The organism is Paenibacillus sp. 2KB_22, from assembly GCF_052115745.1.
In the GTDB taxonomy this organism is placed as follows: Bacteria; Bacillota; Bacilli; order Paenibacillales; family Paenibacillaceae; genus Paenibacillus.
In genome coordinates, this window is the sequence record NZ_JBFRHG010000005.1 from 105,224 (window position 1) to 118,810 (window position 13,587).

Here is a 13,587-nt window from a genome sequence, read left to right on the forward strand (position 1 = left end):
ACATCAAAAATCCACTACACTACCATCCTTGCTTCCCTGACGCAACGTCACTCTCTATCCCTTCGCACTCGCATTCGATCCGCGCAGTGAACGGGCTGAACTGCTTCGTGCCGTGCTTCCGGATTTGGAGGTGCTGCCTGAGGGTGTGTTCTCAAAACGCTTGCGTTCGGTTCGCTCCATCTGCACAATCTGACCTTCGTGCACCACGATGTGTAAAGAACCAAACTCCATGTCATTCAGCTGTCCGGCAATTCGGTCCAACCATACCTCATCCACTTTTAACGGCTTAGCCATAGAGCCGCCTCCTCTTCTCGGGCTACTGCCCGCCATATTCCTTAGTCCGTTGTCATGCAACTGATTTATAATTCATTCTTATCCAACCTATATACTTGGTTTATACATTAGCAGGGCTTCCAGTAGCTGTCAATCTGTATTTTCTTCTTCTCATCATCACTTTTCTGAAATGGCTTTGTGACCAAGCCAGCTCTTGAGCAACAACGTGGCGAGAGCCAGAATCAGGAGCAGTGACGCTACGGCAAACGAAGCTGAGAATTGATATTCGTTATACAAAATCTCCACATGTAGCGGTAGCGTATTGGTCTCTCCGCGGATATGTCCGGACACCACAGATACCGCTCCGAACTCGCCCATGGCACGGGCATTACACAGAATAATACCGTACAGCAGCCCCCATTTGATGTTGGGCAAGGTTACACTCCAGAAGATTCGCCACCCGGAAGCACCCAGCGTAACCGCTGCTTCCTCTTCCCGGATTCCCTGGTCCTCCATAAGTGGAATCAACTCCCTCGCTACAAAGGGGAACGTAATAAACAGCGTCGCAATGACAATGCCTGGCAGCGCAAAAATGATTTTGATATCATGTTCGGACAGCCACGGCCCAAACCACCCATTCGAACCAAAGACCAATACAAAGATCAACCCGCCCACGACAGGCGAGATCGAAAAGGGAAGATCAATCAGGGTGATCATGAGTCCCTTGCCTTTGAACTGAAACTTGGTAATGACCCATGCAGCGGCCACACCAAATATCGTATTCAGCGGCACGGTAATCGCCGCAACCAATAACGTGAGTTTCAGTGCAGACATGGCATCCGGCTCGGTAAGAGCGGCGATGTACACCCCCCACCCCTGTTTCAGAGCCTCCATGAGTACGATCACCAGCGGCAGAATAAGCAGCCACAATAACACCAGACTTGCAAGTCCAATCAATAACCATTTGACCCATGGAGCTTCCGTTGTTGCACGGTTGGTTCCGCGGCCAGCTCGTACGGGTGGAACAGGGCTCAGTGGGACAGAACCCGCCATATGCTGCACCTCCTTTGGTATGGGTAAGTGACGTCTTTAAATATCCTTATTGCATCATGCTTCATCATCATGCCCTGCCCGCCTTCCGACTCCAGCGTTGCAAGGAATTAATGATCAGCAGCAGGATGAAAGAAACCAGAAGCAGCAGCAAAGCTACCGCTGTAGCGCCTGCATAATCGAACTGCTCCAGCTTGGCCATGATCAGCAAGGGGGCAATCTCCGTTTTCATCGGCATATTACCTGAGATAAATACAACGGAGCCGTATTCACCAATGCCCCGGGCAAAGGCCAGAGCAAACCCCGTTAACAACGGGGGGATCAGATCCGGCAGCAGAATCGTGCGGAATATCCGCCATCTTCCTGCTCCCAGTGTGGCAGCCGCTTCTTCCACCTCCGCCTCCAGCTCCTCCAATACCGGTTGCACCGTACGAACCACGAACGGAATTCCGATAAACATCAGCGCCAGCGTAATCCCAGCCTGGGAGTAAGCGAGCTTAATGCCCAAAGGCTCTACAAACTGTCCAATCCAGCCATTGCCGGCATAGATCGCCGTGAGGGCAACCCCCGCTACCGCCGTTGGCAGGGCAAAAGGCAGATCAATGACCGCATCGAAGAGCCGTTTGCCAGGAAATTCATACCGAACAAGCACCCATGCCAGGAGTAATCCCAGCACGAGATCGATCAGGGCCGCTGCACCTGCGGTCAGAAAGCTGACCTGGAAGGAAGCAAGCACCCTGGGATTGGTCGCAACCTCAATCATGGTTGCCCATGTCAGCCCTGTTGAGTTAAACAACAGCGCTGACAGTGGAATAAGTACAACCAGGCTCAGGTAGAGCACACTGTAACCCATCGTTAATCCAAACCCCGGCAATGTGCGTCTCCTCGCCACCACCACCTTGCTCATGCACGTTCATCCTCTCTGCCTTCAGCCGGTAAGGCTGGTTGGCCGCTTACAGCGCGATTGATCGGGTCTTCTATGAACAGAGCAATCTTAGCTGCCTGGAACATAGATCTGGTCGAAGATACCACCATCATTGAAATGTTTGGCCTGAGTATCCCGCCATGTGCCGAATACATCTTTCAACGTGAACAGTTCAAGCGCCGGGAACTGATCCTTGAATTTTTCCTCCACGCTGTCCAGCGTTGGGCGGTAATAATTTTCAGCGGCAATCGTCTGTCCTTCTTCACTGTACAAATATTTCAGGTAGGCATCTGCCACGGCGCGGCTTCCTTTTTTGTCTGCATTTTTGTCCACAATGGCAACCGGTGGTTCAGCCAAGATACTAACCGAAGGCACGACTATATCGAATTTGTCCGGACCCAGTTCTTTTACCGATAAGAAAGCTTCATTCTCCCAGGCAAGCAGCACATCCCCAATGCCACGTTCAACAAACGTTGTTGTAGAACCGCGAGCACCCGAATCCAGTACAGGCGCATGCTTGAACAATTCACCAACAAATGCCTTCGCTTTCTCTTCATCATTGTTATTGTGCTTAAGGGCATATCCCCATGCCGCCAGATAGTTCCAGCGCGCCCCGCCGGATGTTTTGGGATTCGGGGTGATGACTTGGGTATCCCCTTTGATCAGATCATCCCAGTCTTTGATGCCTTTTGGATTGCCTTTACGTACAAGAAATACAATCGTAGAGGTATACGGAGAGCTGTTATGCTCGTATTTGTCCTGCCAACCTTCATTAATCAGACCTTTATCTTCAATCGCATCAATATCGTATCCCAATGCCAGTGTCACCACGTCCGCATCCAGTCCGTCAATAACAGAACGGCTCTGTTTGCCCGATCCTCCGTGGGATTGCTTGATGGTCACTTCCTGGCCTTTCTCTTTCAACCAATGCGCCGCAAACGCTTTGTTATATTGTTCATAGAGTTCCCGTGTTGGATCATAGGAAACATTCAGCAGTTCGATAGCCTTAGTCCCTTCCTTGCCACCTTCCGCTCCCCCCGATGTTCCTGCTTCACTGGACCCGCCGCTATCCGACCCGCATGCTGCCAGTACCCCTGTTAACACCAGTGCCAGACCAACCAGAATACCCTTGTGAATTCTCTTTTTCATCAAAAACACTCCCCCGATATCAATCTGCATGACTACCTCAGGCCGGCTGAACAGGATCGAACGCCCCGTATAAAAACAAGAAGACGGAGGAACCCCCGCGCACTTCTCCCCATAAAGTCATGCCGGCCCTGGGCCGTGTATGCTTTCATCCGGAAAGGATGCGCTGCGGTGTTCCTCCGTCTGTACGGTGAGAACGTTATTCTGTTCAGGTTGCATGATTTATTATTCCTACCTGTTTAGTAAGTTATATACGTATAATAAAGGCAGTCTATATACCTGTCAAACGTTTTTTCCGATTTTTACCGGATTTCTGCACCATTGGCAAAAAAAGAGGAACAACGGACCACCGTCCGTTGTTCCCTTCAGCGAATGCTAACCTTCGCTGTCTATTGTAAACAGGAATGGAATTGCACCGCCATACCTTGTCCATTCCTCATCTGCCCGCATACCGGATATTCGGTACCGGTGGTGGGTTCATGCCTTCGCCCAGATAAAATCCGGTGTGCGGCGGCTGATTGTAGGCTACATTTTGCCAAGCGACGCCAAGACGGTATACCGGATCATGCATCAGTGTGTAGATGCGTTTGTCGGTAACCGCTGTTGTAGTATAGATCCGCAGCGCTGAGCTGTCATTCGTCCGCCACACAACTTCCTCTCTCCAGTCCCCGAACAGATCGGCCTGCAGATTTGGTGTAGACTTGGTTCCGTTGTTGGAAGAAACGCCGGATGCGGTGAGCAGGTTCATCGTTGTGCTATTGGTATAATTCCACTTGTCGATTCGGTTGCTGTCCAGCAGTTCACGGAGCAAATCCCCATCCCACCAGATGCCAAAATTCGTGGAGGACGGTAGGGTTGTCCCGAGTTTCTGCCCTTTGGCCGTATACAGACTGCCGTCTGCCCATACTTCAGCGCCTTTATACCTTGGATCGATATCTGCCGCCATGCCACGTCCGATATCCTTTGTTGTTTTGACTCCCCAGATTAATTGGCCTGTACCCGCATCACGGAATTCCACTCCGGCATTGGACGGTGTCTCATGGACCTGAAATACCTCAAGTCCAGGGCGGTCCGGGTCGAGGTCACTCAGATGCATGGCATCGCCATGATGAAGTCCTGTCGTGTACAGTCCTTTGCCGTTGTCATCCACTGCCATGGCGCCATAGACAATCTCGTCTTTCCCATCCCCGTCTACGTCCGCCACACTCAGATTGTGATTGCCCTGCCCGGCATAACCTGAGTTACCCGATGTGTTGGAATCAAATGTCCACTGTTTGGTCAGCTGTCCATTCCGCCAGTTATACGCCACGAGTACACTGCGCGTATAATACCCGCGAGCCATAACCAGACTTGGCCGCTCGCCATCCAGGTAAGCAATGGCAGCAAGGAATCGGTCCACCCGGTTGCCGTAGTTGTCTCCCCAGTCGGATACATTGCCACGTGCCGGTTCGTAATTCACCGTGGAAAGCGCTTTGCCAGTCTGCCCATTGAAAACCGTCAGGAATTCGGGGCCAGATAATACATAACCGCTGGAATTGCGGTAATCCTTGCTAGCATCCCCGATGACCACGCCAGTGCCGTCCTTGGAGCCATCGGCTGTTTTCATCGCGACCTCGGCTTTGCCGTCACCGTCGAGATCGTACACCATGAACTGGGTGTAGTGAGCGCCGGCACGGATATTTTTGCCCAGACCAATTCGCCACAGGCGTGTTCCGTTTAATTTATAGGCGTCGATAAACACTTCCCCGGTATAACCGCTCTGGGAGTTATCCTTGGAGTTGGAAGGGTCCCACTTCACGATCAATTCATACTCACCATCACCATCCAGGTCACCTGCACTGGCATCGTTGGCACTGTAAGTGTAGGCTACTCCATCGGGCGTTGTCCCACCAGCGGGTATACTGAGCGGTACAGATAGATAGTTATTGCCCCATACGCTTGCTGCCGCTGAAGCAGCCTGCTCCGTTCCACTGACCACAGCGCGAACCGTATATTTGGAACTGCTTGTCCCGCTTGCATCCTGAAGGTTGGTGCTGTTTGTTATGGGCGTAGCGTTCACCTTGGTTCCATCTCGATAGACATTAAACGATACATTCGATCCTTCCGTTCCCAGAAGCCGCCAACTGACAAACACACCTGTCCCGGTCTTCACAGCCACCACACCGCGATCCAGATATTCCATTTGTCTTGCACCCGCTGCATGTGTTACGGACGTATTGCCCAATCCAAGCGAAGTAACCAACAACGTCGAACTCAGTAGCGATACTCCGGCTGTACGTAATGTGCGCTTCCACAGTGATGATCGATTTCCCATAAACAATTGCCTCCCCAATTGTAGTGGTAAGCCCGATGCCCTTGTAGCGCCATCTTTTGTGTAAGCGCTTTAATATATCCATCTTAAATTAAACATATAATTCCATCTATAGGTCTAATTTAGTAATTGAATGGATAGCACATAAAAAAGCCGAAGGATTTCTCCTTCGACTTTGTGAAATATATTACAGTGTACTTATATCCCTGCAATCAGATAATATATATATTGTATTTTTTCTATCTATAAGCAAGGAACATATCTTAATTCAGTAGCACCTCTTTTAGTTGAACACTTCTGCCACTCTCGTTTAATTTTTCAAGTAACTCTCTTGCGTCCCAAGAAAAAATTGGATTTTCTTTTAATTGATAATCACTTATAAATTGTTCGAAGCAAAGGAAATTCATTTCGATCTCTTTGATATCGAATAAAGTCATTACGTTATGTTTAACTTTCTGAACATCAGGATGCTCTTGGTCCGGGTGAAGATGGATACTGAATAGGAGACACAGATTGGTTATAAAATGTTGATCTTCTCTACTTAATTCTTTTTCGATGCACCATTTCTCATATGGCGAAAGAGAATCTCCTACCAATTCTGTTAATCGGTCTTTCCAGTCTAACAATATTTCAATTCTCTTCTCAAGTTGTTCAACTTTTTGTTTAGTCATCCTGATACCTCACATCCATAGAATCAACTTAAATGAAACTATAATAATAACTGACTACCATAGTATATTAACCACTCAACAACTTGTCCAACGATTTGACCGGGAGCACCCTTAATTTGTTGTTGTATTGCACTTCTCGCACCTGCTGCAATCTCCCGAGTAGTCAAGTCTACTGCATATAAATATTCATCAAGTACTGAGAAAATTTTGTTTTTATTTTTTATTACAGTTTTTACAGTATCCTCATCAAAAATAGCTTCTAAAGCCCATCTTGTTACTGGATTATCAATTACACTTTCAAGTGCCTTTATCGCTAACTGAACCGCTTTAACTTTTACCCCTTGGATTTCAGTCACCGGTTCTACAACTGTTATTACGTTTGAATTAGGGGCAGTGGCCTGCGCTTTTTTCTCTATAATTTCTGATGATGATGCGTAAGCTGCAAATGGTGCGCTAATTGAGAAAAGAGTTGATAAGGTGAGTAGACTTACAATCACTTTTTTTGTTTTTTTCCACATCAGGGTTCTATACCTCCATTTATGATTTTTCTGAGTTACTAAAAATGAATTCAAGTGGAGCGATATCTTCCTAGCCAAACTGATAAGTAAAATTAACATATTACATCTTTATACTTATGGGTGTGAAACCATGCACTTCCAAACCGTCTCAATTCATTGTACAACCACCTCTTTTAATACTATTTTAGTATCCTATGACAAATTTTTCATTTTACTTAATGAGGCACAAAATGAAAATTTAATACGAGGTAACAATTAAAAACCTCCTAGTTATTTAACTAGAAGGCTTCTTCACGCTATAAGAGAATCGATATTAACTAGATTCAGAACTAGAGTATTGATATCAAGTATTAATTCGCTGCAGCTCATTAATTAGCAATTTAAGCTTTTCTTTGTCTACAGATTTTTCACTACTAAAGCATTTTTCAAGAAAAACTATGACATATTTAATGAAATTGAGATCATTATTCTTTTGGATAGAGAAGTTTAATCCTTCTAAAATTCGATTTATTGCAATATCGCGATTGTGATTTAAATAGTATAGCGCCAATTCCCCTAGAAGTTTTGCATAATTTTGATCCATTATTGAAGAGTTGTATTGTCCAAATTCTGTCTTGTATGTACGTAAGGTAATATAATCCGAGAAACGCTCTAAAATATCATCAATATTCCAGTTAAACTTATTCGCTGCCTGGATGATATAACGTAATGCCAAAAATATTTCCTCTGGGTATTGTGTGATGTAATTTGCGTATTCTTTAACAACCTTCTGATCCCCAGATAACATCTGATAGAGGTACTTATTAGCCAATGCCCATTCTTCGAATTGATTCAGCACACGTCGAGATTCTTCATCGTCCTCCCGAACCCAACTCTTTCCACTTGCATACAGCCCCACAAGTTCTAATGCTTCGGTATAGTCTCCCTGCTCCTCAAATACCGTTGACTGAATTAACCAAGCATATAGTATATAAAAGTAAAGTGGTCGCACTGTTTGTTTACACTCCTGATTTCGTCGATCCACAATGTTAATTGAATCATATTGAATTTTGGCTAACTGTAACATCTTGTCAGCGATATCTTTAACTTCGCTCCATTTATTTACCGAACCAAAAACATGAATCAGATCTTTGAAGGCTTCCAGTTGGTATCCCTCATCCAACCGGTCAACATAGGGCTCGAACAAGATAGCCGCCTTTAGATTTTCCTCCAAGTTCTCTCCTTGTCCAATTAAAAACAACCGATATTGACACATCGCAAGCCGTTCGGAATGCTGATATTTCTCAACTTCACTCACACTCTTATATAACAATGCCGCCGCAGACCGTTGATCTCGTTCAAACAATTGTTCCGCCATCTCATATAATTCTGTCGCATAATCCAGGTCGTCCAGTAGCCGATAAAGAATCTGTTCAATGCAGTCCAGCCGATTCAACTCCGCACTTCGGAGAATAAACGGTCTGATCCGCCGCATCGAGACCGAATAAGCGAAACATTCTTCCACATAGTCGGCAAAAAAATGATCCGCTGCCACGCCCATTCCTGATGAGATCGCAATCAACTGACTCACCGATATGGGACGATTCCCATGTAAGATACGACTGATTGTGCCTGTATTGATGCCAGATACTTCCGAGAATCGGGAGAGCGTCATGCTGTTCTTTTCGATAAACTGGGTTAATTGCTCCCGAATTGAATTTGCAGGTTCCAAGGAAAGCACCACCCTTCGTGCAACATCCAGATTTTAGGTTTAATCGCTATATATTCTGATCATAATGAACGTTCGAACGATGGTCAATAAAAAAATGTGATAATTGCCACTATTTTCAAGTTAATCGCATTAAAAAACTAAAAAAAGCTGTAAAACCATGTGTTTCCCCATGATTTCACAGCTTGTAGACCAATTATTAAGATGTACTATTGCATCTGCACTTCTCACTTCACCGGATTACAACTTATACTACAGGCGCAATACATACCGGACGAGGCAGTTCCAGCTTGAACCCGTTATGCGTCAGACGTCCGTCTTCTTCGCTGATCTGGAAACTTACGAGGTTATTGCTGTCCTGATTCGCCACGACTAGAATTCCACCTGGCAAAATATTAAAGTTACGTGGTGTCTGCCCAATCGTGGACGTCCACTCTACGGCTTCCAACTCACCACTCTCCTGGTCAATATGGTAGAGTACGATGCTGTCATCTCCCCGATTGGATGCATACAGGAAACGTCCACATGGTGATAAACGAATGTCTGCAGCGGTTCCCTCACCTTTATGTCCTTCTGGCAGCGTGGAGATGTGCTGCACCGTAGTAACCTCCCCTCTGCGCTCATCGTATAGGAATGCCGTAACCGTGTTGTTCAATTCGTTGATTACATATGCCCACTTCGAGTTGGGATGGAACACGAGATGCCTTGGCCCTGCGCCTGGTGGCTGATCCATCTCACGATGGGTAACCAGACGTCCCTCTTCCAACCGGTACACAATGATCTGATCCAGACCGAGGTCACATACGACAGCATATTGTCCAGACGGATCTGGCTGAATGGAGTGAGCATGCGGCCCTTCCTGGCGTTCTTCGTTGATTCCACTACCCGTGTGCTCTACCCACGCACTCATCTCACCAAGCGTCCCCTGATTGCCTACCGGAAATACATTGACACTGCCACTGCTATAGTTGGATGAGAACACCCACTGACCATCCTTGGAGACAGACACATAACATGGAGAAGCACCTCTGGTCTGCTTTCGATCCATCAGGTGCAGTTCACTCGTTGCCGCATCTCTCCGATACACCAACACCTCTCCCTCATCCGTCTCACTCGCCACATATAGACAGTTGCCATCCGGGCATAACGCCAGATAAGACGGATTATTCACGCCCTCCATGTGATTCACGATCCGCATCTCTCCTGTATCCGCATTCAACGCACACAAGAATATTCCTGGTTCTTCCGCTGACGCATACGTACCTGTATAGAAAAGCGTTTCCTGCGTTGTGACTGGTTCCATAACTAAATCTCTCCCTTATCCTATATATTCACTATTCTGATTCTACCCACTGATATGTACTTACCCAATTCACGGGCAACTGCTTCACTTCCTGTAACTTGGCTCTCTAAATCGATTACATCCCTGGTGAGCGCTCTCATATCCGTTATTGACTCCCTTAACCCCTCTCACCATAATACAAAGTATGAGACCTAACAACAGACCACCCCTACAGCGTAAATCTGACGGATTTCGTATGCAAAAACTCATAGTGCTTCCGGACCCGCTGTTGCAAGAAGCTGCAGCTTATCCAGTCACGTCCGGGTTATATGTTACCGATATCGGTTACTTTCACGAAGCAGAGCATCATTACCGTGACCGTCCCGATGGTTGTGAATCACACATTCTGATGTACTGTGCCCAAGGTACAGGCTGGTATACGATGGATGGCAGCAAAACATATGATGTCCGCCCTGGGAACCTTGTCATATTGCCTGCACATATTCCTCATGTATATGGTGCCAACACAGCCGAACCATGGAGTATTTTCTGGATTCATCTACGGGGGGAACACACTTTATCCTACATAGAACCATTGTTAACCCATCATATTACGACCATGCCACCGGCCAAGGCTCAAAAATGGCTTGAGCTGTTCCATGAATGTTACGGCGCGTTAGAGACAGGTTACTCCATGCAGACGATGACATATGCCTCCCAGATTATCGGTTATATGCTTGGTATGCTCGCTTATGGACCAGAGACGACAGGCACAGATGGTGGGATTGTGAGCAGCAAACGTGCGGCAGAACAATCCGTTCAATACATGCTAGATCACCTGGAGAACGGAATCACCCTCAAGGAACTGGCGGCACATGCCCGGCTGTCTGTCCCTCATTACTCACAGTTGTTCAAGCAAGCTACCGGGCATTCGCCCATCGATTATTTCCTGCGGCTCAAGATCCAGCATTCCTGCCGCTATCTGGATTTTACGGATTGGACCGTGAAGCAGATCAGTTCCGAGCTTGGATTCAAGGACCCGTACTACTTCTCCCGTCTGTTCAGCAAAATGATGGGACGTTCACCCACGGATTATCGAAATGAATCCAAAGGATAGATGCCGTGTGCTTCACAAAGGGCTTCACCTAAATCTTGACGAATTGTAATCTAGGCCATTGGAAAATTTCAGCAACCTTTTGAACAGTAGGGTCGTCTATAGGGGCAAATAACTTTTATATAAAGGGATCAACCCTGGAAAAGTGAGGCGAACCTATCATGAAAAAAAATATACTTGCTACATTAACTGCGGGAGCTCTGCTCACGCTGTCTCTAAGTGCAGGCCCGATCAACGCTGCGCAGGCCCAATTCACGGATATTCAAGGTATCACAGGAGCAGACAAAATCGAATCTCTCCATCAGGATGGATTCATCAAAGGTGTGAGCGACAGCTTGTTCAAACCTGAACTGGAGTTAAATACCGCTCAGGGTATTCAACTGATTGCGGACGGACTGAATCTGAATCTGGACACCATTCGTTTTATCAAAATGCCAGTGCCAAGTGACCACTTTGCCAATGTAAAAGATGGCGTATGGTACAGTGATGCATTTATCCGCGCCCAATATAATGGCATTCAGATGTCACAGGATATCGATCCGTCCAAACCGCTCACTCGTGAACAATTCACATTGTTCCTGATGCAAGGCATCGAGGCCAAAGGCGGTCTGCCGATGATTAATATCAAACCTGTGGACATTACCGACGAACAGGAACTTACGCCAGAATATCAAGGTGCCATTCAGCGTTCACTCGTTCTCAAGATCAATGAACTGGATGCTGAAGGAAATTTCAATCCCAAACAAACGATTACCCGTGCTGAAGCAGCTGTTATGATGTACAACGCAATCGAGTACATGGAATCGTTCCATGCACCACAAATCCCGGAAACACCTGAAAAGTAATTTTCCCATACAGAAGCTTCTGATTTCATTTGGGTGTATAACATCAAAATATATTGAATTTCAAGTGCACAGCCCTTTCCATACAATCACAGCATGCTCAATAGCCGCACCTTCCCTCAACAGGAATGTGCGGCTATCTGTATTTATATTTATATCACTGAAGCAATCGTCAGAGCGGGCTTTTCGACTTAGAAAGAGCCTTTAACCACAACTTCGGACAACGGCAAGCGACCTGCCGGGCGAGCTGGCACTGCAGCTTTTCCTACCGTAATCAACAACGTTGGCACGAAGCGTGCAGGAATGTTGAAGGTTTCAATCAGTTGCTGTGGGTTGTATCCGCCAATCGGGCAAGTGTCGTAACCCAGGGAGCGTGCAGCGAGCATAATATTTTGGGATGCAAAGGATGCATTGCGGATCGCTTCATCGCGAGCCGTTTGCGGGTTTTGGTAAGCACCATTAATCTGTCCTACCAATGCGTCACGAATTTCAGCAGTCAATGCGCCTGCTTCAACAGCCTGATCGTAGATCACCGTGTTGCGGTTTGCTTCAAGATCTCCGAGAACCGCAATGGTAACGGAGCTTTCCGTAATTTGACTTTGGCCATAAGCAACTGGCAACAATTTCGCTTTGTCAGCTTCGGTTTCAATCACAAGGAATCTCCAATGTTGCAGGTTCCATGAAGATGGTGCTTCCCCAGCTGCTGTCAGGATCGCGTTCAGATCCGCTTCAGGCAAGACAAAACCTTTTTCGTACTTTTTGACAGCATGGCGTTCGCTAATAACGCGAAGTGTTTCATTTTTTTCAGTGCCTGACATGTGTTCCACTCCCCAAATTCTTTTTTTGTTTGTTTTTCCTTTTTACATTCGCAAGGCGATTTTGATATCAACCGTACCAAGAACTTGCCTTCCGAAAATAACATCAGCGCAGACGATCTCTCCCATCTGTGTTCACGTTATGCCCGGAATCGCTTTAAAACCATCGATGGATCTTTCACCGGAGCATAAGCCCTCACCCTAACCAGTCGACCACATGAACCTTACGACCACCATGCCTGACTAAACCAAGGCCATATCTCGAAAGACCTTTGATTATGGAATCTGTCAGGACTTCTCTTTTGCAGACAATCCATCTAGCGTTAACTCACATGCATCGCCACGACCTATACGTTCTTTCACATCCTGGATGGAAATACGGTCAAAATAAGCGCTTAGCGCCTCTTCGCCTCCGTTATAGATGTTCCCCATCACATCCTGCATATTGGAAGATACCACGCACGATGAACCGGACTCCCCTGAGCACCAGTTGGGACCGAGCGAACCACCAGCTACCAGTCTGTACAATTCTCCAAGCTTGATCTCTTCACTTGAACGGCTTAGCAAGTACCCACCATGAGCACCTTCCTTGGTCGTCAGGTAACCATGCTTGCGCAGAACACTTAGTACCTTACGGACTCTGGCCGGGTGTGTACCCACACTCTGGGACAAATCTTCACTATTGGCCATACACTCATCTCTCATCGCCAGAAAAACAAGACAATGCACCGCTATGGTAAATTCGCTGTTCATAACTTACTCCCTTCCCGGCTTACAACACCGATGAACTTCAACCCAAGGTAAGTATAACTGTCATTATATGAATAACAGTTATGTTTGTCAACTTTCACCCAGCTTGGAGATCAAACGTGATTTTTCCTGTTATACCAATACTTACAGCTCATCAACACATTCAAGCTAGGATTAACATC

General features: G+C 46.7%; 13 protein-coding genes. 2 read left to right on the forward strand and 11 right to left on the reverse strand.

The window, feature by feature from the left end; genetic code table 11:
• Positions 1-54: 54 nt before the first annotated feature.
• From AB4111_RS24440 to AB4111_RS24480, 9 genes are all read right to left on the reverse strand, one after another.
• The gene (locus AB4111_RS24440; protein ID WP_442033561.1) at positions 55-294 is read right to left on the reverse strand and encodes a YezD family protein; all 240 of its coding nucleotides are present in this window, start codon (positions 292-294) and stop codon (positions 55-57) included.
• 156 nt (positions 295-450) lie between these two features.
• Entirely contained in the window at positions 451-1,326 is an 876-nt protein-coding gene (cysW, locus tag AB4111_RS24445) for a sulfate ABC transporter permease subunit CysW (RefSeq protein WP_442033562.1), read from the reverse strand.
• A gap of 67 nt (positions 1,327-1,393) precedes the next feature.
• A complete protein-coding gene (cysT, locus tag AB4111_RS24450; protein WP_442033563.1) occupies positions 1,394-2,230 on the reverse strand; it encodes a sulfate ABC transporter permease subunit CysT in 837 nt (278 codons plus the stop codon).
• 87 nt (positions 2,231-2,317) lie between these two features.
• Positions 2,318-3,397, reverse strand: coding sequence for a sulfate ABC transporter substrate-binding protein (locus AB4111_RS24455; RefSeq protein ID WP_442033564.1), 1,080 nt, complete (start codon positions 3,395-3,397; stop codon positions 2,318-2,320).
• 433 nt (positions 3,398-3,830) lie between these two features.
• Positions 3,831-5,708, reverse strand: coding sequence for a rhamnogalacturonan lyase (locus tag AB4111_RS24460; RefSeq protein ID WP_442033565.1), 1,878 nt, complete (start codon positions 5,706-5,708; stop codon positions 3,831-3,833).
• Positions 5,709-5,968: 260 nt separating this feature from the next.
• On the reverse strand, positions 5,969-6,376 hold the full coding sequence (locus AB4111_RS24465) for a hypothetical protein (protein WP_442033566.1): 408 nt from the start codon (positions 6,374-6,376) through the stop codon (positions 5,969-5,971).
• Positions 6,377-6,414: 38 nt separating this feature from the next.
• Positions 6,415-6,894: a hypothetical protein gene (locus tag AB4111_RS24470; protein WP_442033567.1), complete on the reverse strand. Its 480-nt coding sequence runs from the start codon at positions 6,892-6,894 to the stop codon at positions 6,415-6,417.
• A 343-nt stretch (positions 6,895-7,237) separates the two neighbouring features.
• A complete protein-coding gene (locus tag AB4111_RS24475) occupies positions 7,238-8,605 on the reverse strand; it encodes a helix-turn-helix domain-containing protein (protein ID WP_442033568.1) in 1,368 nt (455 codons plus the stop codon).
• A 244-nt stretch (positions 8,606-8,849) separates the two neighbouring features.
• Positions 8,850-9,905, reverse strand: a complete 1,056-nt coding sequence (locus AB4111_RS24480; RefSeq protein ID WP_442033569.1) for a lactonase family protein — start codon at positions 9,903-9,905, stop codon at positions 8,850-8,852.
• 235 nt (positions 9,906-10,140) lie between these two features.
• Between AB4111_RS24480 and AB4111_RS24485 the strand changes: the two genes are divergently transcribed.
• Together AB4111_RS24485 and AB4111_RS24490 are read left to right on the forward strand one after the other, a co-directional pair.
• Positions 10,141-11,001: an AraC family transcriptional regulator gene (locus AB4111_RS24485; protein ID WP_442033570.1), complete on the forward strand. Its 861-nt coding sequence runs from the start codon at positions 10,141-10,143 to the stop codon at positions 10,999-11,001.
• A 158-nt stretch (positions 11,002-11,159) separates the two neighbouring features.
• Complete coding sequence (locus AB4111_RS24490; RefSeq protein ID WP_442033571.1) at positions 11,160-11,843, forward strand: S-layer homology domain-containing protein; 684 nt, start codon at positions 11,160-11,162, stop codon at positions 11,841-11,843.
• 188 nt (positions 11,844-12,031) lie between these two features.
• Here the strand turns inward: AB4111_RS24490 and AB4111_RS24495 are convergent, their stop codons facing one another.
• Complete coding sequence (locus AB4111_RS24495; RefSeq protein WP_442033572.1) at positions 12,032-12,658, reverse strand: nitroreductase family protein; 627 nt, start codon at positions 12,656-12,658, stop codon at positions 12,032-12,034.
• Positions 12,659-12,943: 285 nt separating this feature from the next.
• Positions 12,944-13,408 carry an RrF2 family transcriptional regulator gene (locus AB4111_RS24500; protein WP_442033573.1) on the reverse strand — a complete coding sequence of 155 codons (465 nt, stop codon included), beginning with the start codon at positions 13,406-13,408 and terminating at the stop codon, positions 12,944-12,946.
• Positions 13,409-13,587: the final 179 nt, after the last annotated feature.

Excerpts from the sequence above, each read along its gene's own strand:
- AB4111_RS24440 (WP_442033561.1), bottom strand. The coding sequence starts at position 294 with ATGGCTAAGCCGTTAAAAGTGGATGAGGTATGGTTGGACCGAATTGCC.
- cysW (WP_442033562.1), bottom strand. The coding sequence starts at position 1,326 with ATGGCGGGTTCTGTCCCACTGAGCCCTGTTCCACCCGTACGAGCTGGC.
- cysT (WP_442033563.1), bottom strand. The coding sequence starts at position 2,230 with ATGAGCAAGGTGGTGGTGGCGAGGAGACGCACATTGCCGGGGTTTGGA.
- AB4111_RS24455 (WP_442033564.1), bottom strand. The coding sequence starts at position 3,397 with ATGAAAAAGAGAATTCACAAGGGTATTCTGGTTGGTCTGGCACTGGTG.
- AB4111_RS24460 (WP_442033565.1), bottom strand. The coding sequence starts at position 5,708 with ATGGGAAATCGATCATCACTGTGGAAGCGCACATTACGTACAGCCGGA.
- AB4111_RS24465 (WP_442033566.1), bottom strand. The coding sequence starts at position 6,376 with ATGACTAAACAAAAAGTTGAACAACTTGAGAAGAGAATTGAAATATTG.
- AB4111_RS24470 (WP_442033567.1), bottom strand. The coding sequence starts at position 6,894 with ATGTGGAAAAAAACAAAAAAAGTGATTGTAAGTCTACTCACCTTATCA.
- AB4111_RS24480 (WP_442033569.1), bottom strand. The coding sequence starts at position 9,905 with ATGGAACCAGTCACAACGCAGGAAACGCTTTTCTATACAGGTACGTAT.
- AB4111_RS24485 (WP_442033570.1), top strand. The coding sequence starts at position 10,141 with ATGCAAAAACTCATAGTGCTTCCGGACCCGCTGTTGCAAGAAGCTGCA.
- AB4111_RS24490 (WP_442033571.1), top strand. The coding sequence starts at position 11,160 with ATGAAAAAAAATATACTTGCTACATTAACTGCGGGAGCTCTGCTCACG.
- AB4111_RS24495 (WP_442033572.1), bottom strand. The coding sequence starts at position 12,658 with ATGTCAGGCACTGAAAAAAATGAAACACTTCGCGTTATTAGCGAACGC.
- AB4111_RS24500 (WP_442033573.1), bottom strand. The coding sequence starts at position 13,408 with ATGAACAGCGAATTTACCATAGCGGTGCATTGTCTTGTTTTTCTGGCG.